Here is a 23,855-nt window from a genome sequence, read left to right as displayed (position 1 = left end):
TCGCCGTCATCCTGGTCGTCGGAGCGGTGCAGATCGCAAACTACGCCTGGAATGCCGGTTTGCCCAACTTGGCGAACGGTGCGTTCAAGGAGAACTCCACCTGGGTGTACGGGATTACGACACTCATGGGCGTGATCTGGATCGTCACAGCGCCGTTCGTGGGCGCCTTCGCAGACAAGATCCGGCCCTCGCGCGCATTCACGCTGCTGCGCCTGCTGCTCGTCGCGTGCTTCTTTCTCACGTTGGTCTATTCCGAGAAGAGCATTTCCACGTTCTTCTTCGTGATGGTGTTCGGAGGTGCGATCGTCGGCTTCAACATGGCTCTCTACAACTTTATCGCAACCACCCTGATGCCGCGCGCGGTGCGTACGACGGGTATCGCTGTCGGGTATGCGCTCGGGGTATCACTGTTTGGCGGGACGTCGCCCTATCTGCTGGTGTGGTTGCAGCATGCGCAGATGGCCTGGATGTTTCCCGTGTATGGATCCGTGATCGCGGTGCTGAGCGTGGTCGTTTATCACCTCGCGAAGAAGCGCGGCCACGTCTACATCGGCGACTGACGTTAAGACCCTGTCGCTACACAATCGGGCGTCGCTTGGCCCGAGAGGCCTTCTTGGGAGAAAACATGTCCAGAAGCGACTTCTTATCCGCGCGTGAGCGCACGCTGGCGCGCATTGCACAAACGAGGGATGCTTCCACAGCTGGCCTACCGCATTGGGCCCGTACTGAGGATGGAAAATGGACGTTCACCTCCGATGGCGATTGGACCGGCGGGGCATTCGTTGGCGTACTCTGGCTCGCCCATCTGGCGGACCCGCAGCGCTTCCCGATATCTGACGCGCATGCCGCGCTGGCCCGGATGCTGCCTCGTGCCGAGCGCCGGACGGCATTCAAGGGCTTTGGCTTCTACCACGGTGCGGCGCTTGGAAGTATCCTCTTCGGGGATGAAACGGCACGTGATGCTGCGCTCACGGCAGCTAGGTCTCTGGAGCAGATGTTCGACCCAAGACTGGGCTTGATCCCGTTAGGCCAGGAGGCTGAGGAGGCCAGCGCCGTGGGGATAGCCGAAAGCAGCATCGACTCCCTGCAGGCCACGGGTCTGCTTTACTGGGCGGCGGACCAGCTGGGTGACTCGCACATGGAGGACGTCGCCAACGCCCACATGCGAAGGGTCTTGGAGATCCATGTGCGACCCGATCGTTCGGTGATCCAATCGTCTACGCTCGACCCGCAGACGGGAAAAGTGCTGAGAACGCATACGCATAAAGGATACAGCGATGTTAGTACCTGGGGACGAGCGCAGGGTTGGGCGGTGCTCTATACTGCTCATGCGGCCATGGTTCGTCCGCAGAAGCCTTTGTGGCGCGAATATGCCATGCGCGTGCTGGACTGGTGGATCGCCCACGTTCCAGCGGACCTCGTTGCGTACTGGGACTTTGATGACCCGGCAATTCCGAATACAAGCAGGGATACCGCGGCCACTGCCATCGCTGCCGCAGCATCCTTGCGACTTGCGTCTGCACTCGGCCCCATTGATGGCGCCAAGTACCGGGACTTCGCAGAACGTACCGTGAGTCAGCTGATCTCGGGATACTTGACGCCCATCGGCACCGGCGACCAGCGCCCGCGTGGAATGCTCACCGGGGGGTGCTTCACCCGAAAAGCCGAGGCGCGCGATATCGACACAGCGCCGGACGCCGAACTGATATTCGGTAGTTACTTCTTGTTTGAGTTGCTTGTGATCCTCACCGGCCTCGTGGCTGCAGGTCGGATCTAGACAAAAGCCGCGGGGGTGACCCGGGTGCGGAGGCTCCAACGCGCCGACAGCGAGCTTATCGAGACCTCCCGTAGTCGTGATTTGGAAACGGGAGTGATCGAGAAAAGAGCAGTCATCGAGGTGTGACGAACCGAGCCGTGGGAGATGCCGCGAATCAGAAGGGAGTTGACCAACAATACAGAATGGTCGAAGGCGACCGCCTTCTTATGGCGCGGAACATCAGCTATTCTGGAAAATCTGGCCAAAAATCACGATCAGAGGCCAAAACGCACGATGATGATGCTGAGCGTCTAGGTTGGGCTGCATGAGTCCGGAAGCTTTGTCCAGCTGACGAAGGCCGCACGAACCTGACCGATGACGTTCTCAAGATCATGTGCGAGGCGAACTAAGGAAAGACCGCCCCGTGCAGGAAGTCCCTCGGACATGAACGTCCAACAGGAACATTGCTATCGGGTGGAACGTTGAACTTCGACTTGCGGAGAACGCCTCTACCTGGGTAGTCCAAAGGGGAACGGCCGCCCCAGGGTGGCAGCGACAGTGGCCAACATTTTAGTTAGTCGAGACCAATTCAATATCACGCCTGAAGGCATTACACACAAGCCAACGGGCGCCGCGTTTATTCCTGACATCGGCAATCCTCTCTCCGGGAGCTTTCACCTAGGCCAACTCGAAAGCGAGCCTCGAGCCGGCGACCGACACGATCCGGAGACCGTGAAGAGGATGATGCAAGAGCTGTGGGCTGAATATGTCGAGGCGAATCCGACCTCGTTCGGTACGTCATCCTAAGCACATGGGCCGAATCCAGGTTCTCCAGCCGCTGCGGTTATCGCCTCGAATTGGCCGCCAACACGCCCGAATCGCAGACTTCTCTTGGTCGTGTAAAAATGAGGTGGCTCCGTAGCTCCGATGTCGCGCGATCTCTCAGGCCCAAGCCATTGGCTGCAACGCGCAGCCCAGACGCGTGCCAAAGCAGAACGCAGCAGAGACGCGGCTACCCGAGCCCGGCTGACCAAGATGGCTGAGGAATACGATCACCTTGCCGAGCAGGCCGAGCGGCAACTGGAAGATCAATCGGAACCGAGACCAATCAGGACCTGAGTTGACTGCGCGCCAACCGCACGATCCGCTGAGCAATACGCTTTCCTTGTGTACATGCTGTCGCCACTACCCCGGCACAGCGACTGGAGGTATTGCTTCGCTCACGTCGCCCCAGTCGTGTCAGCCTTCCCTGATATGGCCGTCAGGTCGGCCTGTGCATCGTCCTTTTCGAGGCTTGCTCAGCGTTCACTCGCGTTACGGCCTGCACACGCGCGCTGTCACCGTATATCGTGACAGCTATCCGAAGGCTTCAGCCACTTCGTCACCTCCATAGCTGCTCCGGTTGCTTCCGGCTGGAGCGTTTTCGCCGGGTGGGACTTGCACCCACTGGAAAGCGCCGCCTTCTGCGCGGCGGCGATCAGGGTGAGACTCCGCATTGCGTCAGCGTAGAAGCTCCCGAATGATAGGCCGTTGCCTCATGTAAGTTGCTCCCCGACCAAACGGGCGGGCGGGGGCGACGATGAGGCGGCTGAGCATGGCGACTAGGAAGGAACTGACGGCAGCTGTGGGCGAACGCTACCGATCGGGCGATCGCGTGGAGAAGGCGCGGATATTGGATGAGTTCGTCAATATCACTGGATATCATCGCAAGCATGCGATGCGGCTGCTGCGGGGCCATGATGGGTCGCGAACAGGGCGTCGGGCCCGGCGCCGGATTTACGGTGAAGCCGAACGCAATGTGCTCGCACTCCTCTGGGAAGCGTCGGACCGGGTTTGCGGCAAGCGGTTGAAAGCCTTGATGCCGATGCTGATCGAGGCGATGGAGCGGCACAGCCATCTTGACCTTGCTCCCGAGATCCGCGGCAAGCTGCTTTCGATGAGCGCGGCGACGATCGACCGGGTGTTGGGCCGGATTCGGGAAGGGCTTGGTCGCCAGCGCCGGCGACCGGCCGCGCACGCCCTGCGACGCAGCATTCCGATCCGGACTTCAGCAGATTGGAATGATCCGGCACCGGGATTCGTGGAGGCGGACCTTGTCGCCCACAGCGGCCCATCGGCGCGCGGCAGTTTCGTGCAGACCCTGGTCCTCACTGACGTCGCGACGGGCTGGACGGAATGCGCGCCGCTGATCGTGCGCGAGCAGACGCTGCTGAGCACCGTGCTGACGGAATTGCGTAAGCAATTGCCCTTCGCGCTTCTTGGCTTGGACACGGACAATGACACCGTTTTCATGAACGAGACGCTCAAGACGTACTGCGACACGGCCAATATCGTTTTCACGCGCTGCCGGCCGTACCGCAAAAACGATCAGGCGTTCGTCGAGCAAAAGAACGGCGCTGTCGTGCGCAGGATGGTCGGCTACCGGCGGTTCGAGGGTTTGGAGGCGGCGACGCTGCTGGCGCAGCTCTACCGCTCAGCGCGCCTGTTCGTGAACTTCTTCCAACCGTCGTTCAAGCTGATCGCCAAGCAGCGCGACGGCGCCCGTGTGCACAAGACCTACAGCGCGCCTGCGACGCCGCATCAACGGCTAGCCGCCGACGCGCGCACGTCCGATGAAGTTCGCGCCCGTTTACAAGAGACTTTCGTCAGCCTCGACCCCGTCGCCTTGTTGCGCGATATCCGAGTGACGCAGGAGCGGTTGGCGACGCTTACCGACGCCGAGCCTGTCGCGAATCCCGGCGCGATCGCGCAGCCGATCGACCTTTTCCTGGCGAGCTTGAGAACCGCCTGGAAGGAGGGCGGCGCCCGGCCGACAGATCGGCCGATCGTCAAAGCAAAAAGAGGCCGTCGCCGTCCCGACCCGCTCATTCGAGTGACGCCGGATTTGCGCAAATGGTTTGAAGCCGAGCCGTGGCGGACCAGCAGCGAACTCCTGGCGCGATTGCAGGCAGAATACCCTGGAGTCTATCCCCAAAAACTTCTGCGCACGCTACAGCGTCGCCTAAAGACCTGGCGCAGCGAACAGGCCAACGCCCTGCTGTTCGGCCCCTCCCAAGTGCCGCCGCTCGCCCTCGACGTCGTAGCGCCTCAATAACGCCGGGCTCGCGCAGGAAAAGCCGGGCGCTGCGAACCGCGACCATCTTCGCATCCGGTGCGTCCGAGTGCCTGATCCGTGCTCGGCGTCAAGGCCAAGCCCGCTACGCGGGTCGCTTCGCGAGCCTTGACCCCTGCGCGCGGATCAGGCCGCGGACGACCATGAGCTTTGCTGGCACGCCCGGCCTTGAGGCCGGCCTCTGTCAGCAAAGCTCATGGCGAACTGCCACCACAATGGGGTTACTCCAGCACATCTTAGGCCCACTTCGGCAATCATTGAGACGCCTGGCCGCCTCCGCTTCAAGCCGGGAGCAAAAAAGATGAGGCAGCGGACGAGCCAGAGGGAGCACTTTTACGTGCGGCAATACGCGCTCTCATCCTGATTGTCGCGCTATAGCCTTCTGCGCGGCGCACACCAATAGCTCACATCCCGCCTGTGCGGAATGACGAAAGAGGCCACCGATTGAGATGGCCTCTTTTTATGCTTCGGCGCTTCGTTTTTACTTCTTGCGCGGATCGTCGTCTGGATCGATGAACTCGATGCCACCCGGCCCGGTGAACACAATTTGGACCATCGTTTCTTCGTTTGTCGTCCAAACATAATGGGGGTGCTTTGCCGGCAGTGCGAAGACGGAGCCCGGCTTCAATATCTCGCCTTTCGTGGGATCAAACTTTTCCCCCATGGCGTTCCCAAAGCTGCCACTCATCACGGTGACGACCTCGGCATAAGGATGGGTGTGTGGCGGCACTTTAAAGTTCGGCGGCAATTTCACCCGCTGAACGATCGTCTCGGCCTTTGTTGGGTTACCGATCAGGATGGCGGTTTGCGCGCCCCTGAAAACCGGATGTTCTACCCACGTTAGCCCATCGGGCTTGACCACCTGCATCGCATCTTGAGCTGCCGCAGAACTTGCCAACGCGATCAAAGTGGCAGCGACAAAGGATTTGTTCATCCTACCTCCTCCCTAATGTTGTCGCGGAGCTTGAAGGCCCCATAGCATACAGCGAACTCTCGGACACTGAGGGCGGTTAAACTCATTTTCGGATCGGCTTGAGTTGTTATTGCGAACCAAGTTCGAATTGGGTCGCGTGGGGGCGTCGCGGATAACACCCGGCAAGATGACGTCAGGGCGGCGAGAGAGAAGCAGCAAGGGACCAACAACCGACATTCCGAAATTATGCTTCAAGCTTTAGTGTAGTCACTGGACAGGAGGCGCACCGTCAAATCCTGTAATCTTCCGCATAGTCTGTCGACGTGCTTCAGCGGACATCCTGGCGAGTCGATCGGCGAACGCCTCGCTGTTCTCCGTCACGAACCAATGAACTTTTCTGCCCGAGAGCGCCTCTTTTACGGTCGCTGCAACTTGATCCGCCTCAACGCTCACGCCGAGGATACTCATGGACTTAGCCTTGTGGGTGGCTTGCAAGATCATAGGCGTGCGAACGTAGCTCACCATCACGTCGCAAACCCAGATGCCTTCCGTCTCCAACTCAATATTGAGTGCTTCTGTGAGGCCCCGCACAGCGAACTTGCTAGCCGAGTAGACCGCCTGCTCGGCAATACCGTACATCGCGGCCATCGAACTCATCGTCACAACCTTCGACTTATTGCTCTTTTTTAGAAACGGAAGCGCTGCTGCGGTACCATTCAGAACTCCCTTGATGTTGACGTCGCAGATCGCATACATCTATCGATCGGCGTTTGCTCAAACATGCGCATGTCGAGAATACCCGCGCAGTTAAAGAGCGCGTCGAGTTTGCCGCCACTGCTTTCAGCAAAGTCTTCAATGGCGGCCTTGATTTCCGGAAACTGCGTAACACTAGCTTTGTAAATGTTGGCCTTCGAGCCGAATGTTTCGGTCATCCGGTCTGGGTTAAGATCGCAGAGGCCGACTTTCCAGCCCTCAACAATGAGGAGACTTGCCGTGGCCAGCCCAATCCCCGAGCTGGCGCCAGTAATGAAGATCGATCGATCTGACATCGTCTTTCTCCTGATGCATTGGCGTGACCTTTCCATCTGGCTCGTCATGTCTCCTTGGGGTCAGAAGCGGCGGTTGACGCCAGTGCGGCTGAGCGTCTCCTAACCTCGCATAGCCGAGATCTCAACGGCTTAAGTGCTGTTCGGCTTCGGGCCCTTCCGGACGCCCGCATTGCAACAGGGCGCCAGCGCCGTCACGGCATCCGCTATTCCCGGCGTATCAGCATAGGTAACCATGTGACCGGCATCCTCGACCAGATGTAGCAGGGAGCGGGGCAACGCCTCGTGCAGGCGGCGCGACTGGTTGGCCTCGATCACCCGGTCGCCCTGTCCATGCAGGATCCTAACGGGACACCGGATGTCCCGATACTGAAGCTGCAACTGTGCGGCAGCTGGAATAAGGAACGCGCTCTCCTCGGCGGCCGCCCTCAACTGCTTGGGCCGGAGAGCCAACGAGATCGGAAATTCGTTCTTGAATTTCGGCGGAATGGCACGCGGCGCGAACAGCGTACGCATCAGCTTCGGTGTAATGGCCCACGATATGATCGGTGAGATAGTGTAGCGCATCAAATCCCCGAGCAGCGGCAGTGCCGGACCTGACATGAGCCAAAAGTCGATCCGAGAGGTTGGAAAATAGTAGCCGGACACAAGCACGAGCCCACTCACGGTATAACCGCTTCGCAGTGCCAGCGCGATTGCCACCAGCGTTCCCCAAGAGTGGGCGAGCACCACGGGGTTGCGCACTCCAAGCTGATCAAGAGCCTTCGCGAACAAGGAAGCTTGCGTTGTGGCCGTCCAGATGCGCGCGCGCGGACGGTCGCTGTAGCCAAATCCTGGCCGGTCGAAGCAAACGACGCGATAGTTGTGGGCCAGGCGGTTGACCAAACCGCTTAGGACGAGATCCTGAATCATGGGTGCCGTTCCCGTGAAATAGGACCACGCAAGGCGCGGCGGCATCGCCCCGTTCGATATAGTGAAGGCGCACGCCGTCGCACTCGGTAAAGACGCCGATCGGCGGATTCTTTCGCTCCGCTGCGACCTGAAACGCAATGTTGCCGAGGATCAGAACGACAAGTCCGGCCAAAACGATCAACAGCACGGCTTCAGTTGTGGACATGTTGTCAACCTCGCGATAGCGGGTATCTCGCATCGGCGGCTCCGAGCCCGCTAAGGGCCGATGGCCGATGCTGATTCCCCTCCCTCGTTGTGAGCCGCGCTCCCCAGCCGAAAGGAAGCAACCGTGATCGGCGCGTGCGTGCTCCGCGTTTGCGTCCATCCTTTTGCCGCAGCGGGTACGGCTTACAGTTATCGTCCCGGGAGAGTCGGGAGCTCTCGTCGCGGCTTGATGCGTCGGAACGGATATGCCGCCAATTCTTTCGAATGCTGCCCGAACATATCGACCCGTCTACTTGTAAACTCCGTAATGACGCCGAAAAATTCAGCTGGTGACCTGATCGTCGCAAGTCCCAGGCCGAATTCAAAAGCAAATTGCACGTTGGCCCAGGCTATTTCGAGAAGCTTCGCTTGATACGCCTGCATGTTTGCCGTCGCTGAAGCAAAGCCTTTCGTTGGATCGCTATCCGTCATTCTCTGACTGAGGTCATCTGGTAAGGCATCCACCCGAGCCTCAATAATAGGAACCTCGTGTTTAGGATCATCATGAAGCTTAAGAGGCGGTTTAATCGAGACTGCCGCAACAGAGCGAAGAAAATCCTCTTTCGGGCTTTTAATAATGGCCGGCTTGTTCCGTTGGGCCCGCGCGGCCGTTTTCGGATTGCGGGCGCGCTTTGGCGCCGTTGCCGGTTTTCGTTTGCTCATCTGACGCTCCAAGAAAATGCGGGTGCGACCACAACTCATTTCTGAACGGACAACAGGCTTTGTGATGTGGCGTTCCAAACCCACGCATTGTCGGAGGCCCGCATGAACAGAGATCAATCGCACGTTCTGGGAGTGAACGTTTGATTTTAGGTAGCAACTCAACAAACAAACACCTAGCTGGCGATCTTTCAGACCTATGCTCAATGGCGTCAGTCTGAGAACAATCAGCCCTCCACTCGTTGTGCTCTCCCGCTTTAAGTTGCGGCGACTACGCAAGCGTTCATGCCTTGATTTTAGCGAGACTTCCTTGAAGCGAACCTTCGGAAGACGGCATCTGAAGAGGCGTTGGCGTGATGCGGGCGGCGGGTCGCCGACCGTTCTCATCACGGACGTCGAGCTGCCCGAAGGCATCGACGGATCGCAGATCGCCGAACGTTGCCGGGAGGATCATCGCAAACTCCGGGTGATTACGTCGCGCTCCGCCCGGTGCCCGGAAAGCCTGATGTTGCAGAAGCCCTCTTGTCCGGAGGACATCGTCAGTGCCGTTAGGCGGGTGGCTTCGGATCGGGCCTAGGCGGTCGCCTCGATCAATCGAGCTTCGTGGATGGGCGCTCAAAGGTATTAGATCTCTCCAAAAATCTGCGGCTCCTTTCGAGTTGAAAGCCTGAAAGGTGACTTCATCCCGCACGCAGCGCGCGCCGCGCTGGGGGATAGAGGGCGGCTTCGGCGACGCCAAGCTGATCCCGAAGCTCGGCGACGGGCCGCGGGGACAACCTGAGCGCCCTGTGAAGCCAGACTAGTCACCGAGCGAATGCTCAAGGAAGAAGCGCAGCATTTCCCTCGTCGCATCCGGCCCTTGCGGATCAGTGTAGGACCCGGCGGGGCTGCCGCCTGACCAGGCGTGTCCGGCGCCATCGATGTTCCAGTGTTCGAAGACCGCCCGACCGGCCCCGTCGATCAGGATGGTGCGAGTATAGGCATGGCCGTGGGGTACGCGTCCGCGAAGTACCTTCGTTGTCGGCCTCATCGCCCCGGCGGACTGCTCGATAATCTGATCGCCATTCTTTGGATGCACCGTAGTGTCGCGATCGCCATGGAAAACGATGGTCGGCACAGAAGTTTTGCCATCCGCAATTGCCTTGGAGCCGCCTCCCTGCCGCATGGCGACGAACGCGGAGGGAAGATCGCTCGCGGCCCCGCACGCGAGGCCTGAATGAATACCAACGGCCGCGTACAGGTCGCTATATGTTGCGCCCATGATGGCGGCCGCGGCCCCGCCGGCCGACAGACCCGCGACGTATACGCGCTTCGGATCGATCGCATGGCCGCGCATGATCTCGCGGGTAATGCCGGCGATCATGGAGGGCTCGCCCCCGCCGCGGCGCTGGTCGCCGGTGCGAAACCAGTTCCAGCACTTCGAATGGTTGGCCCCGCTCGGCTGCTCAGGATAGACCACGAAGCAATTCTGCTCTTCCGCCAGGAAGTTCATCCGGGTGCCGGCCGCGAAATCGTCCGGCGACTGGGTGCAGCCATGAAGCATGACGATCAGGGGAAGCCGTTGTCCCTGACAGCGGCTTGGGATGAACAGCTTGTAGGTCCGGGTTCCCGCGGCGTTACTGAAGGTACCGGCGATAAACCGTGTGCCCTCGGGCACGATGTCCGATGGGGACAGAGGAGCGCGCGTGATCGAACTTCGCAGGCGGAGCCCCGAAAAATCCGGCATGCCGTCGAGCGGTAAGGAGCGTCTGCGTCCCTGAGCAGAGCGGGCCGGCGAGATCTGCGAAGCTTCCCGCTCCTCGACGACGTCGGCCGTGGCGTCGATGGTAAGCGGATCGAGGCGCGGGAGCCGAGCCTGAGCGGCGCTGCGAGGCTCCGGTCTTGGAGCGCTAGCGCCCTGGAGCATGCGCTGCAGGAGCGCGGTGGCCTCGACCAGTTGGCCGGCACGCGTGAGACGGGTTGCCTCGCGGACTATGTCTTGATTCAGCATCGTTCACCTCGTTCTGTCGGCGAGAGCGGTCTTGACCGCGGGAGTGGCGTGAAGGGCCCCCAGCACCGAGATCGACGCGATTGTGGCGCGAGCCAACTCGGGAGTGACGTCCTGGGCGATGGTGGCTAAGCCCAAAACATTGATCTGCAGCATCTCGCCGGCGCGCCGCGCCGCTTCGAGATCTTCGCGAGTGTAGTTGCGCAGCCCGAGGTCCAGGTTCTTCCGGGCCGTGGATTGTCTGACGACCTCTGCGTGGCGCTCGAGCTGGTTCCGGATGGCTGTCCGGATGAAATCGGTCCGGTTCGAATAGAACCCTTCCTGCACCATGAGATCGACATGACCGAGGTCGACGTAGCCAAGGTTGATTGTGATCTTCTCGGTGTCGGGGGCCTTGGGTCGTAGCTCGTGCACATTAACGGCCATAGCTAACATCCATTTTTACCATCCCCCTGGATGGTTAGTGGATGTTATTTGGATGCTCCCCGGCGTCTTTCAAGGGATGGAGCGGATAGACCCGCGCCCACGGAGCTCCGACATCGCGCATGCGGGGAAGGTCAACGACCTCTGCCGCGACCGAAACACGCTCGGGAAAGGGACGCCCGCCGGTGAATTTGGCTGTAGCCCAACCTGCCTACGGCCGGAGAATGGGCGCCTCACCCGTTCCGACGAAGGGCTATGGCTTCATCCAGCCGGACGACGGCGGCCCCAACATCAGTGCGGTCAAGAAGGCTGGCTTTACCGCGCTCGCTGACGGCGTGCTGCATCAGCCACGAGTTGAGAGCGGGGCGCCTGGGTAAAATGTCCGCGGAAAATCTGCGCGTCAGCTGACAATCGACGCGTGGATATCCCTTGATAATATCGAGGTTTGGCATGTCCCGCGAATGAACGTGGCCCCCAAACCCCAAACAAAAGCAAGCCGCTAGGGCGGAACAACACTGTGGCCTCGAAATTAAACTTCCATGGGAGCTGTAAAGGACATCCGCAAGCAGGCTGAGGTGGCCGAAAAGGGAGCCGCACGCACTGCTGACGCCTTTGTGGCAAATCAGATGAAGACCTTGGCCGAGGCATTCCGGGCCCAGGCCGATACCATGAAAAAGAACAAAAAGAAGAAGAAATGAGTTTCACCGTCAGAGGCATGTGCAAGCACGGCGAGCTGGCGCACCGGAGGAAGACCGCCGAAGCGGCCCTTACGAAGGCCAGGGAGCTTGCCAAGATCGGCTGCTACGACGTCCACATCATTACGCCGGAAGGCCGGGACTACGCCTCGTCCGAGTTCGGAGACCTTCCACGATCGCGCGTCGCATGGCGGCTTATTCAGAAAACCAACACCCACCCGTGAGCTGGGACAATTTCGGGACGATCTGGCCGTCACCAGCCCTCGCCCTTAAATCGGCAATTGCTGCCGTTCCGATCGTATTCGTGGTTGGGCTGGACTGAAGATAGCAAGACGCTTGCTGTTGGTGTTCTGCTGTGCCGCCGCAGCGAGCGGCCATGCCACCGCGCCACACATGACACTGAGAAAAGCTCGCCGCCTCATTTCCGCACCGGCGTAAAGAAAGATGATCCTCTGACGCACGTTTAGCACCCCGGAGAGCGGCCCGGATGCTTAATTGCGGGACCAAATGCCAGCTATGGGTCATTCGCGTCGATTTGGCCGCGTCACCACCACGTCCGGTCTGGCCTCGGCTGCTGATGTGCCGGGCGCCATCGCGATCTTCGCCTTCGGGCCACAAGCTGAAGGCTCATTCAATAACCTGATCTGCCCGGATCAGCATGGCCTCAGGTACGTCCAAGCCTAGGGCTCTTGCAGTGCGAAGATTGATCTTGAAGTGAAATTCACTCGGTTGTTCGACGGGTATATCCGCGGGCGATGCACCCTTGAATATCTTGTCCACATAGGCGGCGGCTTTGACGAACAAGTCCAAGACGTCCGGCCCATAGCTCATCAATCCGCCGAGCTGAACGTAGACGTCGACCTGATATCTTGCGGGCAATCGAAACTGTTGTGCCAACTGCGGCACGAGAGGACGGGGCGGGTCGGCAAGGACATACACAGCTTCGAAACCGGCTGACTTCATGGCACTGAACGCGGCTGGAAGGTCGTCTGGCGTTGCGGCGCCGAGCTTCTCTTCAGCAATGCCAATAGTCTTCGCGCCCTCCTTCGCAACTTCAAACAACGGCGGGTGGGTGGGATTGTCAGAGGTGAGAATTGCAATCTTCTTTGCATTCGGAAGCACAAGATGCAGGAACTCCAGCGTCTTGGCCGTCAAGTCCCCATACATATTGGCCAGCCCGGTATTGTGCGAGCGACAACAAGTGAGATTCGAATTGGTTGCTTCTGGGGAAGATGTGCTGACCGAGCTTGACTAGATGAGGCATTTGGAACGATTGCCAGAATGTCCCGTTTACTTGCCTTGCGCCGCCCGAGGCAGAGGCGGGGCTAATCTTCCGGACAGCAAGGGACTCGATTATGGACCGCGAACATGTGAAGGGCGCTGCTGACAAGGTAAAAGGCGCCATCAAACAAGGTGCCGGCAAGCTTGCTGGCGACAAGGACATGGAAACCGAAGGCAAGATCGATAAGGCCAAGGGATCGGCCCACAACGCTGCGGGAAATGTGAAGGATGCAGCGCGCGACGCCGCCGACGCTCTCAAGAAATAGGTAGAAGAAGCGAAAATCAAAAACTAGCCGCCCTTTCGGGCGGATTTTTTTTGCCAATGGGACTGCCTAGGTCGGAACCGGGAGATCTCCGGGTCGGCCACCTCCTCCTCGGAGGACATGGCCCGCAGCGGGAACCGTCTTAAAGCGGTGCCGCCAACCGTGGCTTGGATCAACGTTCTTATCCTTCACCGCCTCGCGGACGAATTCGTTGACCTTGTTACGCGCCGTCTTCACCGCATTGCGCACGCCTAACTCGCCGGCCTTTGGATCAATGAAAAGATAGCCGCCTTTCGACTTCTCAAAGAACGCCACGAAGCCTTCCTGGATGACTTGTCGATGGAGCACGACATCACGGGCTTCATCCGTCTTCACCGGCCCCGCCTCGGGTGTCACGTGAAGCACCCAGAGCTTGCCTTCGCGCCGGAGGTCCTCTTTGCGAATCTGGATCATCTCGCCAACGTGGCCACCCGTGAAAGCGCACAGCCAAGGCACCCACCGTTTAGCCGCTGCGAGCTTCGGAGCTTCCCGTCCGGGCACGAACTCGCGGGCGTGCTTCAGGATATTGCGCGTGGTTTGGCGCGGTTCTTGCCGCCGAATGACAGCGCGAATGTCAGGCTTGAGACGAATGTCCCAAACTTGACGCGCGTACCCAATACGAGGCGCTCAAGATCCTCGATTTCAAGCGGCACGCTGCTTGCTTCAATCGTATCACCGTCACCGACGCCGGTTTCACGGCGCTCGGCTGAAAGGAGAGGGTGCAGCGGAGTGTTTGATGAGATCTAGAGTTCGTTCTTGCAGAACCACAAGGATTGCGCCTTTCGCTAGCTGCGCAGCCAATCGGCGGGCTTTCGGCCGGCATGGGCCCGCGGCAAACAAGGTCTTTGTGGCCAATTGCGTCTGCACGAAGTTAGTCCCGTAATCACCGCCAACGCTGGGTCCTGAAACGCAGTCGAGGCGACAGCGTTTGCCCGTTCCTCATTGTGCGAGCGCCACAATGATATAGCGCGAGGTTGGGACCAGGCAGGACTGCTTCTTGAAGCAATACGGCAGCTCGGCGCGTAAGCGGAAGTCGCCGCAAGGTGAGCGACCAACGATCTAAACGACGAGCTGTCTTCGGCCTCAGCCCTTTCTCGATATCCCGGAAGCCGCACACCAGCCGGCTGCGCTGAACGATCCGTCGCCTGTTCAACCGTGCTCGAGGTGCGCACACGAGATGGCTCTTGCAGAGGAAGAGGTTGATGGAAAGTCGTTACATGCCACGTATCGGAATGGTTGCGTTGGCCAGTCAGCAGTACCTGGCGATCGCGTTCATCTATTCGACCATTCCGGTGATCCTCCGGGGCAACGGCGCCAGCCTGGAACTCGTCGGCTTGTATAGCACGGCATTCGTTGCCTTCACCGTCAACTTTCTTTGGGCCCCCGTCGTGGATCGATGGAGCCTCAACAGTCTCGGGCTGAGACGTTCATGGATACTGGTGACTTAAGTCGCCAGTACCACTGTGTTGGTAGCGATGGCATTTCTGAACCCGGAGACCGACTTCGTGCCGGTTTTTCTTGTATCTCTCGCGCTTGCGACCATTGCCGCCACACAACGGATCGCAACCTTGGGCTACATGGCGGACGCCCTCGATTTCCAGCGAGCGGCCGCTCGGGGCCGCGCTGCTGGGTTGGGGCCGAGTCATCGGACACGTGATCGGCGGCGCTGTCTGCCTCCAATTGATTGAGATTGTCGGTTGGCGTCCGGCTTTGCTGGGGTTGGCGCTGATGCTCGCCGTTTTCGTTGGATGGGTGTTTGCCATTCCTGAACCGCTCCTTTGCAAGGACCGGTTGCGCACGCCGCGGCACCTGTCTGTCTTCGCGATCCTACGCAATAAGCGCCTGTGGGCGACCTCAGCATTGATCGCGCCCGGCGTTATCGGAATCGCTGTGGCCTTCGCAACGGTGCAGTTGCGGCTCGTGGATATCGGCTTTGCCGCGGCAGATATCGGCTGGATCGGTGCGCTCTCGAACGTATTCACGTATACGATCATTGCCCCGCTGACTAGCGCGATCCTCACGCGAATGGCGCCGCACCGAGGCTTGTTATGGGGCTGCGCTGTCCTGGCCATCGGTTTTGGAGGGCTATCGATTATCGATCGCTATTTGGGCGTAAGCATGAGCGCTGTCGCGAGCGTTGGGATGGTGTTCGCGGCGCTCGCCGTCCAGCATGTTGCATTCACGAGCTGGTTTCTCGGACTCGCCAGGCCGGGCAAAGCGGGAACAGATGTAACGTTCCTGACTTCGGCAATGGCGGCATTCGCGTTGGTGGGCTTCGCAGCGAGCGGGTTTGTCGCGGCGAGATTTGGCTACGGGGTTGCGCTTATAATGCCCGGCGTCGGCTATGCTCTATCCGCCTTGCTCGCTGCGGCATTGCTTCGCCAATCTGACTCCGCAGCGCCTGGCGAGGACGGATGATAGGGCACGCAGGGCCGCGCATCCCAAGCTCAGCGACTGTGCTATCGACTGCGGCGCTATTCGCAAGTCCTGTTAGCGATTATTGCGTTGGTGATCCGCTGTGCCTCCAAAGAGCGCGAAAGAGCGGCGCCGGACTGAACTTCGGCGGGGCGACGAGCGATTTGATGCCGTTGATGTAGTCGCGGAATATCGAGGGCACGACGATACGGCATTGTCCGGCACCGACAAGTTCCAAGCAACCGTCGGCGTTCCGGAAGTCGTTGTTTGCCAGAAGCGCGTAACGATGTCGGGTAGACACAGATGAGCGTACCGGAGCGCCGCGAGGCTGTTCGGCTTGCAATATCGACCCCTAAGCCGGGGATCGGCGTCCAAAATTGCCCCTAACGTTGGGCTGTTGCGTCCTGCTTTGAAATGAAGCAGGTGGTCTGGGGTGCTGGTCGTGGAGACGATTGCGCGGATACGGCGCGAGCACATCAAGGGCAAGACGATCAAGGAGATCGCCTGTGACCTGAACGTGTCGCGGAACACGGTCCGGAAGATGCTGAGGTCGGGAGAGACCGCCTTCGAGTACGAGCGGCAGGTCCAGCCGCGGCTGGAAGAGCCGATCATCTTTAAGGACAATGTCGGCGACTGCACCGCGGGCACGCATACCGCACGGTTCGGCGAGATCGAGCAGCGCGATGCAGCGCTCACTGCTAAGGGACGCAGGCTGTACGACGAACTGCTTGCATCCGTGCGTCGCGAAGTTCAGTTTGGCGCGAGCGGCGCGCACACAGGCGAGTATGGAGTGGAGCTGTTGAAGCAGTTCGAAGCGTTTCCGGATGAAAGCACCGAGCTGCGTGCCCAGGGGCTGGCGTTCTTCCGCTATTCCGCAACGGACGCGGGCATTGGGCGGCGCAGGAATCCGGCATCGACGCTGTCGGTGGATGAACTGGTCGCGAAGGGTCATCTTCGCTTCGATCCGATCGTGTATGAGGACTTCTTCCAGTCCAAACTCGGCGGCGACCCGCAGAAGAACTATGCCGAGGATTCGAACCGAACTGCATTCGGCGCTGGGAGCGACCGTTCATGACGAACTGCACTCTATGCGCAGGCCGAGCGACCCTCGCTCGATCGGGCGCTAAACGAGCTCGGCGTGGCCGAATTGCGACTCCGGTCGACGGCGTGAGGAGGAATAAGGATTGACGAAACCACCACTTCAGTTCGATCAAAGGAGCGTCGCGCGCGCATGAAGAGCACAGCTGCGACAATTCAATCAACGCCGAGCTTGGGAAAACCGCCATGTCCGCCACATCCGCCGCGCACCCACAGTCCCGCAACGCTGATCTTGCCAAGGAAGCCGACACGCTTCTTTCGACACTCGGCGTCGACAGGAGCAGCTACACGGAAGGCTCGCTCGTGGTCCGCTCGCCGGTCACCGGCAAGATCATCGCAGGGGTCAAGGAAACCAGCGTCGTCGTTGCAAATGCGGTTATCGAACGCGCCGACTCGGCCTTTCGCGCCTGGCGGCTGGTGCCGGCGCCGAAGCGCGGCGAGCTCGTGCGGCTGCTCGGCGAGGAGTTGCGTGCCAACAAGACGGCACTCGGCCGTCTGGTGTCGATCGAGGTCGGTAAGATCACATCCGAAGGCCTCGGCGAGGTTCAGGAGATGATCGACATCTGCGATTTCGCCGTCGGGCTGTCGCGCCAACTCTACGGCTTGACGATCGCGACCGAGCGCGGCGACCACCGCATGATGGAAAGCTGGCATCCGCTCGGCGTCACCGGCATCATCTCCGCGTTCAATTTCCCGGTGGCCGTATGGGCATGGAATGCGGCACTGGCGCTGGTCTGCGGCAACAGCATCGTCTGGAAGCCGTCGGAGAAGACGCCGCTGACCGCGCTTGCGACCCATGCGCTGTTCGAGCGCGCGCTGACGCGCTTCGGGCAGGACGGCGGCAGCGCGCCGGAAGGACTCTCTGCGGTGCTGTTCGGCGGCCTGGATATCGGCGAAGCGCTGGTCGATCATGCGAAGGTCCCGCTCGTGTCGGCCACCGGCTCGACGGGGATGGGTCGTGCGGTCGGTCCGCGCCTTGCCAAGCGCTTCGCGCGCGCGATTCTCGAGCTTGGCGGCAACAATGCGGCGATCGTCGCGCCCACCGCCGATCTCGACCTGACGCTGCGCGGTGTCGCCTTTGCGGCGATGGGAACGGCCGGCCAACGCTGCACGACGCTGCGCCGCCTGTTCGTCCATGAAAGCGTCTATGACAGCTTCGTGCCGCGACTGAAGCGCGCCTATGCCTCCGTGACGGTCGGTAATCCCCTCGACGGTGGCACACTGGTCGGCCCGCTGATCGATAGCGCGGCCTATCGCGCAATGCAGGGCGCGCTGGAGGCCGCGAAGGGCGCGGGCGGGCAGGTTCACGGCGGCGAGCGGGTTGCGATCGCGGGCGCCGACGAGGCCCACTATGTCCGTCCGGCGCTGGTCGAGATGCCGGCGCAGACCGGGCCGGTCGAGCACGAGACCTTCGCGCCGATCCTCTATGTGATCAAGTACAGCGATTTCGATGCGGTGCTCGATTTGCACAACGCGGTTCCGCAGGGGCTGTCGTCCTCGATCTTCACCAACGACCTGCGCGAAGCCGAAGCCTTCCTGTCGGCACGCGGCTCCGATTGCGGCATCGCCAACGTCAATATCGGCCCGTCCGGCGCGGAAATTGGCGGCGCATTCGGCGGCGAAAAGGAAACCGGCGGCGGGCGTGAATCCGGCTCCGATGCGTGGAAGGCGTATATGCGCCGCGCCACCAACACCATCAATTACGGCCGGACCTTGCCGCTGGCGCAGGGCGTCAAGTTCGACGTGGTGTGAGAAAGGTTCAGGCGTGAACGCTCCCGTTGCAACGGCGTCGTCGTTCCGGCCGTCGTGCCGCCTGTCGGCGATCGGCGTCTCGGAGATCCTGAAGATCACCGGGCTTGCGACGGAGCTGAAGCGCGAGGGGCGGGACGTCATCGTGCTCGGCACCGGCGAGCCCGACTTCGACACGCCAGATCCACATCAAGGACGCCGCAGCACGCGCGATGCAGGCGGGCGCGACGAAGTATACGGTGCTCGACGGCATGCCGGAACTGAAGGCGTCGATCCGGGCCAAGTTCAAGCGCGACAATGGCCCCGACTTCGCATCCGAGGAGATAGCGGTTGCGGCTGGGGCGAAGCAGGTTTTGTTCCACGCCATGATGACTACGCTCGAGCCCGGCGACGAGGTCATCATCCCGACGCCCTACTGGGTGACCGACGCCGATATTGTGCTGATTGCGGGCGGCAAGCCGGTGCTGGTCCCGTGCCAGGAGGCCAACGGCTTTCGCCTCGTCGCGGACGATCTAGTGCGCGCGATCACGTTGCGGACCCGGTGGGTGATGCTCAACTGGCCGTCGAATCCGACCGGCGCGGCTTATGCCGACGCCGATGACCGGCCGATCCTGGACGTGCTGGTCGCGCACCCGCAGGTCTGGCTGATGGTCGACGATATCTACGAGCACATCGTCTACGACGACTTCCGTTTCGCGACACCGGCCGCGATCGAGCCGGGCTTGCGCGATCGCATCTTCACCGTCAACGCGGTCTCCAAGGTCTATGCGATGACGGGCTGGCGCATCGGCTATGCGGGCGGGCCGCGCGCGCTGATCCGCGCCATGACCGTGGTCCAGAGCCAGTCGACGTCATGTCCGTCCTCGATCAGCCAGGCCGCCGCCCTCGCGGCGCTCGACGGATCGATGGCTATCGTCAGAGAGCGCTGCCGCTCGTTGCAGGCACGGCGGGACCTCGTCGTGGCCGCCTTGAACGGCATCGACAGCCGCGTTCCCGAGGGCGCGTTCTACACCTTTGCGGGTTGCGAAGGCTTGATCGGCCGCGCCACGCCGGACGGCCGGCGTATCGCGAGCGATGCCGATTTCGCCGAATATCTTCTGCGCCGCGTCGGCGTCGCCGTGGTGCCGGGCTCGGCATTCGGACTTGTGCCGTACTTCCGGCTTTTCTACGCCACCTCGGCCGCCGAACTTTCGGAGGCCTGTCGGGGCATCGCGAAGGCGGTTTGCCTGATGGGACCGATGGAGCTTGCTTGATGCAGGGCGATCCGACATCGCACGGACTGTGGAAGCTGACGGCGCCGCCTGCGCCGCAGACTGTGCCGCTCGCAGGCGAGGTCGACGTCGATGTCGTCGTCATCGGCGGCGGATATACCGGATTGTCGTCGGCGCTGCATCTCGCCGAGGCCGGCGTGCGCGTGGCCGTGCTGGAAGCTTCCGAAATCGGCTTCGGAGGTTCGGGACGCAGTGTCGGGTTGGTCAATGCCGGCATGTGGGTCATGCCTGATACCCTCACGGCGACGCTCGGTCAGACCTTTGGCGAACGGCTGATCGATCTGCTCGGCCGCGGGCCGCAGCAGGTGTTCGACCTGATCGAGAAGTACGGCATTGCCTGCGAGCCGGAGCGCACGGGCACGCTGCATTGCGCGGTCGGACGCAACGGCCTGGACGAGATCAGGGCGCGGGCCGAGCAGTGGCAGCGGCGCGGTGCGCCGGTCGAGGTGCTCGACGCCGAAGAGACGCGGCACAAGATCGGCGGCGGCGACTACACCGGCGCTTTGCTGGACAAGCGCGCCGGCACGATTCAGCCGCTCGCCTATGTTCGCGGCCTGGCGCGCGTCGCGCTCGCGGCAGGCGTGAAGAGACCGAGAGCGCGGTGCTCTCCGCCAGCGACAGCGGCTCGCGCTGGAAGGTTGACACGGCATCGGGATCGGTGCGCGCGGATTGGGTGATCATTGCTACCGACGCCTATGCGCGGGGACAGTGGTCGCAGGCCGCTGTCCGACAATCCGCGCGCGTCGATCCTGCCCGAGCGGCAGGGCGCCTGGGACACCAAGCAGGTGCTTAATTCATTTCGCTTCGACCGCGCAGGCCGGCTGGTGTACGGCAGCGTCGGTGCGCTCGCGGGAAGCGGTGCGGCGATCCACCGGGCCTGGGCGATCCGCTCGCTGCGCAAGCTGTTTCCACAGCTCGCCGACATCGCGTTCGAGGCCGGCTGGTTCGGCAGATCGGCATGACCTCGGACAATCTGCCGCGCTTTCACAAGCTCGACCGCAATGTCATTGCCTTCAGCGGATATAACGGCCGCGGCATTGCGCCAGGCACGGTGTTCGGCGGTGTGCTCGCATCCTACGTGCTCGGTCAGGTCGCGGAAAAAGATCTTCCGCTTCCGGTCGCCCCGCTCGAGGAGCCGCGCTTTCGGGCCGCGCGGGAATCGCTCTATCGCACCGGATCGCAGCTCGTTCATCTGACCGAAGCGCGGCGCTGATCCGCAGAAGGAAGAGCTGGAGGGGGTTGCGCTCGAATCCGAGACGCACGATCGAGACGACGAGTTCGTGGACAAGGTCTAATCGACCCCGGATATCTGATTCAGCCCTACTGCCTGCGTCCGGACGGCAAGGTCGGGCACGACGCCTTCGCGGTGATCCGCGAGGGCATCCGCGAGATGAACAAGGTCGCGATCGGGCGGGTGGTGCTCACCAACCGCGACCACATCGTCGCGCTGGAGCCAATGGACAGGGGCTGGTCGGCACACTGCAGCGGTACCCTTATGAGGTGGGCAACGGCAGGAATATTTCGACGAGATCAATACGTGAAGGTGACCAAGAACATGCTGGATTTTGCCAGGCATATTATGAACCAGAAGGCAGGCACCTTCGAGCCAGAGAAATTTGAGGATCACTAGGAAAGCGCGCAGGTCAAACTCATTAATCAGAAGCGTGCCGGCAAGGTCATCCCCAAGGGGACCGAAAGGCGGGAACGTGGTCGATCTGATGGAGGCGCTCCGGCGGAGTGGGTCAGGAAGCCGCGCCGGCGAAGACTAACTAAGCCGGCCAAGAAGCCGAAGAAGCGGGCGACCGGCCAGAAGGAGATGCTCATGCCGATCGCGCAAGAAGCCGACGAACTTGCTGCGGGTAATCGAAAACGGAGCGGTCGATCTGGTACCTTCGTTGGACGATCGCCAGTTGGCGGACCTACCAGTTGGATCGCGATTGTGCCATTGCGGAGGTGAAACCGATAGGTACACGTGGTTCAATGGAGGGCGGGTAGCGAGGTGGATAGCTCGCGCAAGTAGATAAAACTTCTAAGTTTCAACGGCTCGGTCTTATTTTCAGTGAAACTGTTGAACCTATTGATATTGAATGATAAATATCGTTTCAACGGTTGCGTTATACTTCAGACCGAAGTGTTGAAACCATGTACTTCCAAGAGCTTAACAACGACCAGCGGCGTGAGGTGGTCAACAGTCAGCAGCGTTTCCAGGCCTTTAGGGACGCAAAGGAGGCCTACGCTGCTCATCGGGGTTCCCTCACCTGGGTGGTGTCCAAAGGCCGCGAATACCTCGTCCGGAGCTACTACGACAAAGCGGGCCTAAGGAGGCAAGCCTCGCTCGGCGCGCGTTCCCCCGAAACTGAAAAGATGAAGGCGGACTTCGAGGCTAAACGCGCTGCGGCGGAAGACCGGCTGAAGAACTTGCGCGATACGATGGAGCGACAAGCCGCGGTCAATCGTGCGCTCGGCTTGGGTCGCGTACCGTTGATTGGGGCCCGGATCATGCGCGCTCTCGACGGCTTCGGGATGTTAGGTTCTGGCATTCGGATTCTCGGGACGAACGCGATCTACGGTTATGAGGCCTCTTCCGGCGTCAGACTTGATCCGGGCTTAGCCACGACGGAAGACATCGATCTGCTGTACGACGCGCGCGGCGGGCTTACGTTCGTCGCGGACGACGACGTCTCTGAGTCATCGCTCCTGAAGGTACTCAAGCGAGTGGACACCAGCTTCGAACGCGCCAAGCAGACGTTCCGTGCTGTAAACCGGGACGGCTATCTCGTCGATTTGATCAAGCCAGTGCAGTACCCACCTTGGAAGAAAACTCCAGACAAGATCGGCTCGGACCCGGAAGATTTGACCGCCGTGCAAATCGAAGGAACTCGATTGGCTGCAGAATGCTCCCGCATTCGAGGCGGTCGCGATCGACGAAAAGGGTGAACCTGTGCGCATCGTGGCTCCAGATCCGAGGGTTTGGGCCGCCCACAAAGTTTGGTTGTCCCGTCGTACGGACAGGGAGCCGTTCAAACGCCAGAGAGACGCAGCGCAGGCTGAAGCTGTGGGCGCTTAGGTGGCCAACTATCTTACTCACCTGCCGTTCGACGCAGAGCAATTGAAAATGCTTCCGAAAGAGGTGGTGGACAGCGCGGCGCCTCTTTTCGCTAAGAAAGATAGCACTGCGGGAGCCTAGCAGTCAGGCTCGGCAAAAAAAAAGGCTCCGGGATATCCGGCGCGATCATCAGCGGCACCATGATGATGATTAGCATGCTGCTGCTCATCGCGCGTATGACCCACCGTACAATGCCTCCCGCTGAATACCGTTCGATTGCATCCGCTTACAGGGCGCAAGCGAGGCAGGCCGGGATTTCAGAAAAAAGAGCATCCCTTCTAGCGAACATAAGCCGGACCTTCAGTGGCCTGGCGCGCCAGCTTGAAATGCTTGATGCCGACGTGGCGGCGGAGCGAAGGACGCTGCGATAGGCGGTCCGCGCGGCGCCTACGCGGTGGGACCTCCGACGTTAAGCAATTGCGAAACGGCGGTCACAAGTTGCGCCGGAGCAAAAGGTTTCTTGAGCAGAATGCTGTTGGGTACGCCTTCCGACGCCCAATCGTCGGCGGCAGCGCCCGTCATGTAGATGATGGGAAATGCAGCGTCGATTTGACGAACCAAACGAGCGACTTCCCAGCCCTGCATCGGACCTTTTAGATTGATGTCGGTCACGAGCGCGGAGTACTTGACAACGCCGCTCTCGATCATCGCCACGGCCTCCCGACCTGACGCAACCGTTGTCAAGTCGAAGCCCGCCTCCTTCAGGGCGTCATGAATGATTTCCTGCAATAGCTCCTCGTCTTCGATGACGAGAACTATGGGGACTTCTGTCAATTTCCCCTCCGCACGGCCAACTCCGCTGTAGCCTGGGCAGGCAACGCAGCAAGGCGGGAAATGTTCAAACGTGAACAAATGGGTCGGAACAATCGGCAACGCGCCGCTTTTA

General features: G+C 60.8%; 24 protein-coding genes and 5 pseudogenes. 18 read left to right on the top strand and 11 right to left on the bottom strand.

Annotated elements, in window-relative coordinates; translation table 11 throughout:
- Positions 1-26: 26 nt before the first annotated feature.
- Both ACSKB8_RS05465 and ACSKB8_RS05460 read left to right on the top strand, forming a co-directional pair.
- Positions 27-560, top strand: a complete 534-nt coding sequence (locus tag ACSKB8_RS05465; protein ID WP_438103073.1) for a hypothetical protein — start codon at positions 27-29, stop codon at positions 558-560.
- A gap of 65 nt (positions 561-625) precedes the next feature.
- Positions 626-1,777: a hypothetical protein gene (locus tag ACSKB8_RS05460; protein WP_438103071.1), complete on the top strand. Its 1,152-nt coding sequence runs from the start codon at positions 626-628 to the stop codon at positions 1,775-1,777.
- Between the two features lie 921 nt (positions 1,778-2,698).
- On the opposite strand, the gene ACSKB8_RS05455 is transcribed toward ACSKB8_RS05460, so the two are convergent.
- Positions 2,699-2,848 carry a hypothetical protein gene (locus ACSKB8_RS05455; protein ID WP_438103069.1) on the bottom strand — a complete coding sequence of 50 codons (150 nt, stop codon included), beginning with the start codon at positions 2,846-2,848 and terminating at the stop codon, positions 2,699-2,701.
- A gap of 487 nt (positions 2,849-3,335) precedes the next feature.
- On the opposite strand from ACSKB8_RS05455, the gene ACSKB8_RS05450 reads away from it, so the two are divergent.
- Positions 3,336-4,850, top strand: a complete 1,515-nt coding sequence (locus ACSKB8_RS05450) for an ISNCY family transposase (protein WP_438103067.1) — start codon at positions 3,336-3,338, stop codon at positions 4,848-4,850.
- Positions 4,851-5,349: 499 nt separating this feature from the next.
- On the opposite strand, the gene ACSKB8_RS05445 is transcribed toward ACSKB8_RS05450, so the two are convergent.
- The 5 genes from ACSKB8_RS05445 to ACSKB8_RS05425 form a co-directional block, all read right to left on the bottom strand.
- Positions 5,350-5,802 (bottom strand): cupin domain-containing protein, encoded by a 453-nt coding sequence (locus tag ACSKB8_RS05445; RefSeq protein ID WP_438103065.1) that lies wholly within the window; start codon positions 5,800-5,802, stop codon positions 5,350-5,352.
- Positions 5,803-6,048: 246 nt separating this feature from the next.
- A complete protein-coding gene (locus tag ACSKB8_RS05440) occupies positions 6,049-6,537 on the bottom strand; it encodes an SDR family NAD(P)-dependent oxidoreductase (RefSeq protein ID WP_438103063.1) in 489 nt (162 codons plus the stop codon).
- Positions 6,498-6,830 (bottom strand): SDR family NAD(P)-dependent oxidoreductase, encoded by a 333-nt coding sequence (locus ACSKB8_RS05435; RefSeq protein ID WP_438103061.1) that lies wholly within the window; start codon positions 6,828-6,830, stop codon positions 6,498-6,500. The genes ACSKB8_RS05440 and ACSKB8_RS05435 overlap by 40 nt, the downstream gene beginning before the upstream one ends.
- A 129-nt stretch (positions 6,831-6,959) precedes the next feature.
- Complete coding sequence (locus ACSKB8_RS05430) at positions 6,960-7,739, bottom strand: alpha/beta fold hydrolase (protein ID WP_438103059.1); 780 nt, start codon at positions 7,737-7,739, stop codon at positions 6,960-6,962.
- 393 nt (positions 7,740-8,132) lie between these two features.
- Positions 8,133-8,645: a Phasin protein gene (locus tag ACSKB8_RS05425; RefSeq protein WP_438103058.1), complete on the bottom strand. Its 513-nt coding sequence runs from the start codon at positions 8,643-8,645 to the stop codon at positions 8,133-8,135.
- A 307-nt stretch (positions 8,646-8,952) separates the two neighbouring features.
- Here ACSKB8_RS05425 and ACSKB8_RS05420 point away from each other — a divergent pair, with 307 nt between their 5' ends.
- Complete coding sequence (locus ACSKB8_RS05420) at positions 8,953-9,219, top strand: hypothetical protein (RefSeq protein ID WP_438103056.1); 267 nt, start codon at positions 8,953-8,955, stop codon at positions 9,217-9,219.
- Between the two features lie 222 nt (positions 9,220-9,441).
- Here the strand turns inward: ACSKB8_RS05420 and ACSKB8_RS05415 are convergent, their stop codons facing one another.
- Both ACSKB8_RS05415 and ACSKB8_RS05410 read right to left on the bottom strand, forming a co-directional pair.
- Positions 9,442-10,632, bottom strand: coding sequence for an extracellular catalytic domain type 1 short-chain-length polyhydroxyalkanoate depolymerase (locus tag ACSKB8_RS05415; protein ID WP_438103054.1), 1,191 nt, complete (start codon positions 10,630-10,632; stop codon positions 9,442-9,444).
- Between the two features lie 3 nt (positions 10,633-10,635).
- A complete protein-coding gene (locus tag ACSKB8_RS05410) occupies positions 10,636-11,055 on the bottom strand; it encodes a CopG family transcriptional regulator (RefSeq protein ID WP_438103052.1) in 420 nt (139 codons plus the stop codon).
- A 221-nt stretch (positions 11,056-11,276) separates the two neighbouring features.
- Here ACSKB8_RS05410 and ACSKB8_RS05405 point away from each other — a divergent pair.
- The 3 genes and pseudogenes from ACSKB8_RS05405 to ACSKB8_RS05395 all read left to right on the top strand — a co-directional run bounded on the left by ACSKB8_RS05405 (position 11,277) and on the right by ACSKB8_RS05395 (position 11,971).
- A pseudogene (locus ACSKB8_RS05405) lies at positions 11,277-11,460 on the top strand (cold-shock protein).
- Positions 11,461-11,591: 131 nt separating this feature from the next.
- Positions 11,592-11,750 (top strand): hypothetical protein, encoded by a 159-nt coding sequence (locus tag ACSKB8_RS05400; protein WP_438103050.1) that lies wholly within the window; start codon positions 11,592-11,594, stop codon positions 11,748-11,750.
- The gene (locus ACSKB8_RS05395; RefSeq protein WP_438103049.1) at positions 11,747-11,971 is read left to right on the top strand and encodes a hypothetical protein; all 225 of its coding nucleotides are present in this window, start codon (positions 11,747-11,749) and stop codon (positions 11,969-11,971) included. The genes ACSKB8_RS05400 and ACSKB8_RS05395 overlap by 4 nt, the downstream gene beginning before the upstream one ends.
- 403 nt (positions 11,972-12,374) lie before the next feature.
- Here ACSKB8_RS05395 and ACSKB8_RS05390 read toward each other — a convergent pair whose 3' ends face one another.
- A complete protein-coding gene (locus ACSKB8_RS05390) occupies positions 12,375-12,923 on the bottom strand; it encodes an ABC transporter substrate-binding protein (protein WP_438110415.1) in 549 nt (182 codons plus the stop codon).
- 179 nt (positions 12,924-13,102) lie between these two features.
- Between ACSKB8_RS05390 and ACSKB8_RS05385 the strand changes: the two genes are divergently transcribed.
- Positions 13,103-13,294 carry a CsbD family protein gene (locus tag ACSKB8_RS05385; RefSeq protein WP_438103047.1) on the top strand — a complete coding sequence of 64 codons (192 nt, stop codon included), beginning with the start codon at positions 13,103-13,105 and terminating at the stop codon, positions 13,292-13,294.
- 66 nt (positions 13,295-13,360) lie between these two features.
- Here ACSKB8_RS05385 and ACSKB8_RS05380 read toward each other — a convergent pair whose 3' ends face one another.
- Positions 13,361-13,744, bottom strand: coding sequence for a hypothetical protein (locus ACSKB8_RS05380; RefSeq protein WP_438103046.1), 384 nt, complete (start codon positions 13,742-13,744; stop codon positions 13,361-13,363).
- Between the two features lie 788 nt (positions 13,745-14,532).
- Here ACSKB8_RS05380 and ACSKB8_RS05375 point away from each other — a divergent pair.
- The 10 genes and pseudogenes from ACSKB8_RS05375 to ACSKB8_RS05330 all read left to right on the top strand — a co-directional run bounded on the left by ACSKB8_RS05375 (position 14,533) and on the right by ACSKB8_RS05330 (position 22,930).
- A complete protein-coding gene (locus ACSKB8_RS05375; RefSeq protein WP_438103044.1) occupies positions 14,533-14,778 on the top strand; it encodes a hypothetical protein in 246 nt (81 codons plus the stop codon).
- A 205-nt stretch (positions 14,779-14,983) separates the two neighbouring features.
- A complete protein-coding gene (locus tag ACSKB8_RS05370; protein ID WP_438103042.1) occupies positions 14,984-15,748 on the top strand; it encodes a hypothetical protein in 765 nt (254 codons plus the stop codon).
- Between the two features lie 430 nt (positions 15,749-16,178).
- A pseudogene (locus ACSKB8_RS05365) lies at positions 16,179-16,337 on the top strand (sigma factor-like helix-turn-helix DNA-binding protein); the annotation flags it as partial.
- A gap of 3 nt (positions 16,338-16,340) precedes the next feature.
- A complete protein-coding gene (locus ACSKB8_RS05360) occupies positions 16,341-16,820 on the top strand; it encodes a 2-oxoadipate dioxygenase/decarboxylase family protein (protein WP_438110414.1) in 480 nt (159 codons plus the stop codon).
- Between the two features lie 209 nt (positions 16,821-17,029).
- On the top strand, positions 17,030-18,595 hold the full coding sequence (amaB, locus tag ACSKB8_RS05355) for an L-piperidine-6-carboxylate dehydrogenase (RefSeq protein WP_438103040.1): 1,566 nt from the start codon (positions 17,030-17,032) through the stop codon (positions 18,593-18,595).
- Positions 18,596-18,608: 13 nt separating this feature from the next.
- Positions 18,609-19,845, top strand: a pseudogene (locus ACSKB8_RS05350) (pyridoxal phosphate-dependent aminotransferase).
- Positions 19,845-21,076: pseudogene (locus ACSKB8_RS05345) on the top strand (NAD(P)/FAD-dependent oxidoreductase). The pseudogenes ACSKB8_RS05350 and ACSKB8_RS05345 overlap by 1 nt, the downstream one beginning before the upstream one ends.
- A gap of 7 nt (positions 21,077-21,083) precedes the next feature.
- Positions 21,084-21,820, top strand: a pseudogene (locus tag ACSKB8_RS05340) (Ku protein); the annotation flags it as partial.
- Between the two features lie 185 nt (positions 21,821-22,005).
- Positions 22,006-22,800, top strand: a complete 795-nt coding sequence (locus ACSKB8_RS05335; RefSeq protein ID WP_438103038.1) for a GSU2403 family nucleotidyltransferase fold protein — start codon at positions 22,006-22,008, stop codon at positions 22,798-22,800.
- Complete coding sequence (locus ACSKB8_RS05330; RefSeq protein ID WP_438110412.1) at positions 22,751-22,930, top strand: GSU2403 family nucleotidyltransferase fold protein; 180 nt, start codon at positions 22,751-22,753, stop codon at positions 22,928-22,930. The genes ACSKB8_RS05335 and ACSKB8_RS05330 overlap by 50 nt, the downstream gene beginning before the upstream one ends.
- Positions 22,931-23,356: 426 nt before the next feature.
- On the opposite strand, the gene ACSKB8_RS05325 is transcribed toward ACSKB8_RS05330, so the two are convergent.
- On the bottom strand, positions 23,357-23,743 hold the full coding sequence (locus ACSKB8_RS05325) for a response regulator (RefSeq protein WP_438103036.1): 387 nt from the start codon (positions 23,741-23,743) through the stop codon (positions 23,357-23,359).
- Positions 23,744-23,855: the final 112 nt, after the last annotated feature.

This window comes from Bradyrhizobium sp. BR 1432 (assembly GCF_051547705.1).
In the GTDB taxonomy this organism is placed as follows: domain Bacteria; phylum Pseudomonadota; class Alphaproteobacteria; order Rhizobiales; family Xanthobacteraceae; genus Bradyrhizobium; species Bradyrhizobium zhanjiangense.
This window is presented reverse-complemented; position numbering and strand designations above follow the sequence as displayed.

Coding starts and splice junctions, on each gene's coding strand:
- ACSKB8_RS05435 (WP_438103061.1), bottom strand. CDS start 6,830: ATGTCAGATCGATCGATCTTCATTACTGGCGCCAGCTCGGGGATTGGG.
- ACSKB8_RS05415 (WP_438103054.1), bottom strand. CDS start 10,632: ATGCTGAATCAAGACATAGTCCGCGAGGCAACCCGTCTCACGCGTGCC.
- ACSKB8_RS05440 (WP_438103063.1), bottom strand. CDS start 6,537: ATGTATGCGATCTGCGACGTCAACATCAAGGGAGTTCTGAATGGTACC.
- ACSKB8_RS05430 (WP_438103059.1), bottom strand. CDS start 7,739: ATGATTCAGGATCTCGTCCTAAGCGGTTTGGTCAACCGCCTGGCCCAC.
- ACSKB8_RS05425 (WP_438103058.1), bottom strand. CDS start 8,645: ATGAGCAAACGAAAACCGGCAACGGCGCCAAAGCGCGCCCGCAATCCG.
- ACSKB8_RS05375 (WP_438103044.1), top strand. CDS start 14,533: ATGGAAAGTCGTTACATGCCACGTATCGGAATGGTTGCGTTGGCCAGT.
- amaB (WP_438103040.1), top strand. CDS start 17,030: ATGTCCGCCACATCCGCCGCGCACCCACAGTCCCGCAACGCTGATCTT.
- ACSKB8_RS05335 (WP_438103038.1), top strand. CDS start 22,006: ATGTACTTCCAAGAGCTTAACAACGACCAGCGGCGTGAGGTGGTCAAC.
- ACSKB8_RS05395 (WP_438103049.1), top strand. CDS start 11,747: ATGAGTTTCACCGTCAGAGGCATGTGCAAGCACGGCGAGCTGGCGCAC.
- ACSKB8_RS05380 (WP_438103046.1), bottom strand. CDS start 13,744: ATGATCCAGATTCGCAAAGAGGACCTCCGGCGCGAAGGCAAGCTCTGG.
- ACSKB8_RS05445 (WP_438103065.1), bottom strand. CDS start 5,802: ATGAACAAATCCTTTGTCGCTGCCACTTTGATCGCGTTGGCAAGTTCT.
- ACSKB8_RS05450 (WP_438103067.1), top strand. CDS start 3,336: ATGAGGCGGCTGAGCATGGCGACTAGGAAGGAACTGACGGCAGCTGTG.
- ACSKB8_RS05460 (WP_438103071.1), top strand. CDS start 626: ATGTCCAGAAGCGACTTCTTATCCGCGCGTGAGCGCACGCTGGCGCGC.
- ACSKB8_RS05385 (WP_438103047.1), top strand. CDS start 13,103: ATGGACCGCGAACATGTGAAGGGCGCTGCTGACAAGGTAAAAGGCGCC.
- ACSKB8_RS05410 (WP_438103052.1), bottom strand. CDS start 11,055: ATGGCCGTTAATGTGCACGAGCTACGACCCAAGGCCCCCGACACCGAG.
- ACSKB8_RS05400 (WP_438103050.1), top strand. CDS start 11,592: ATGGGAGCTGTAAAGGACATCCGCAAGCAGGCTGAGGTGGCCGAAAAG.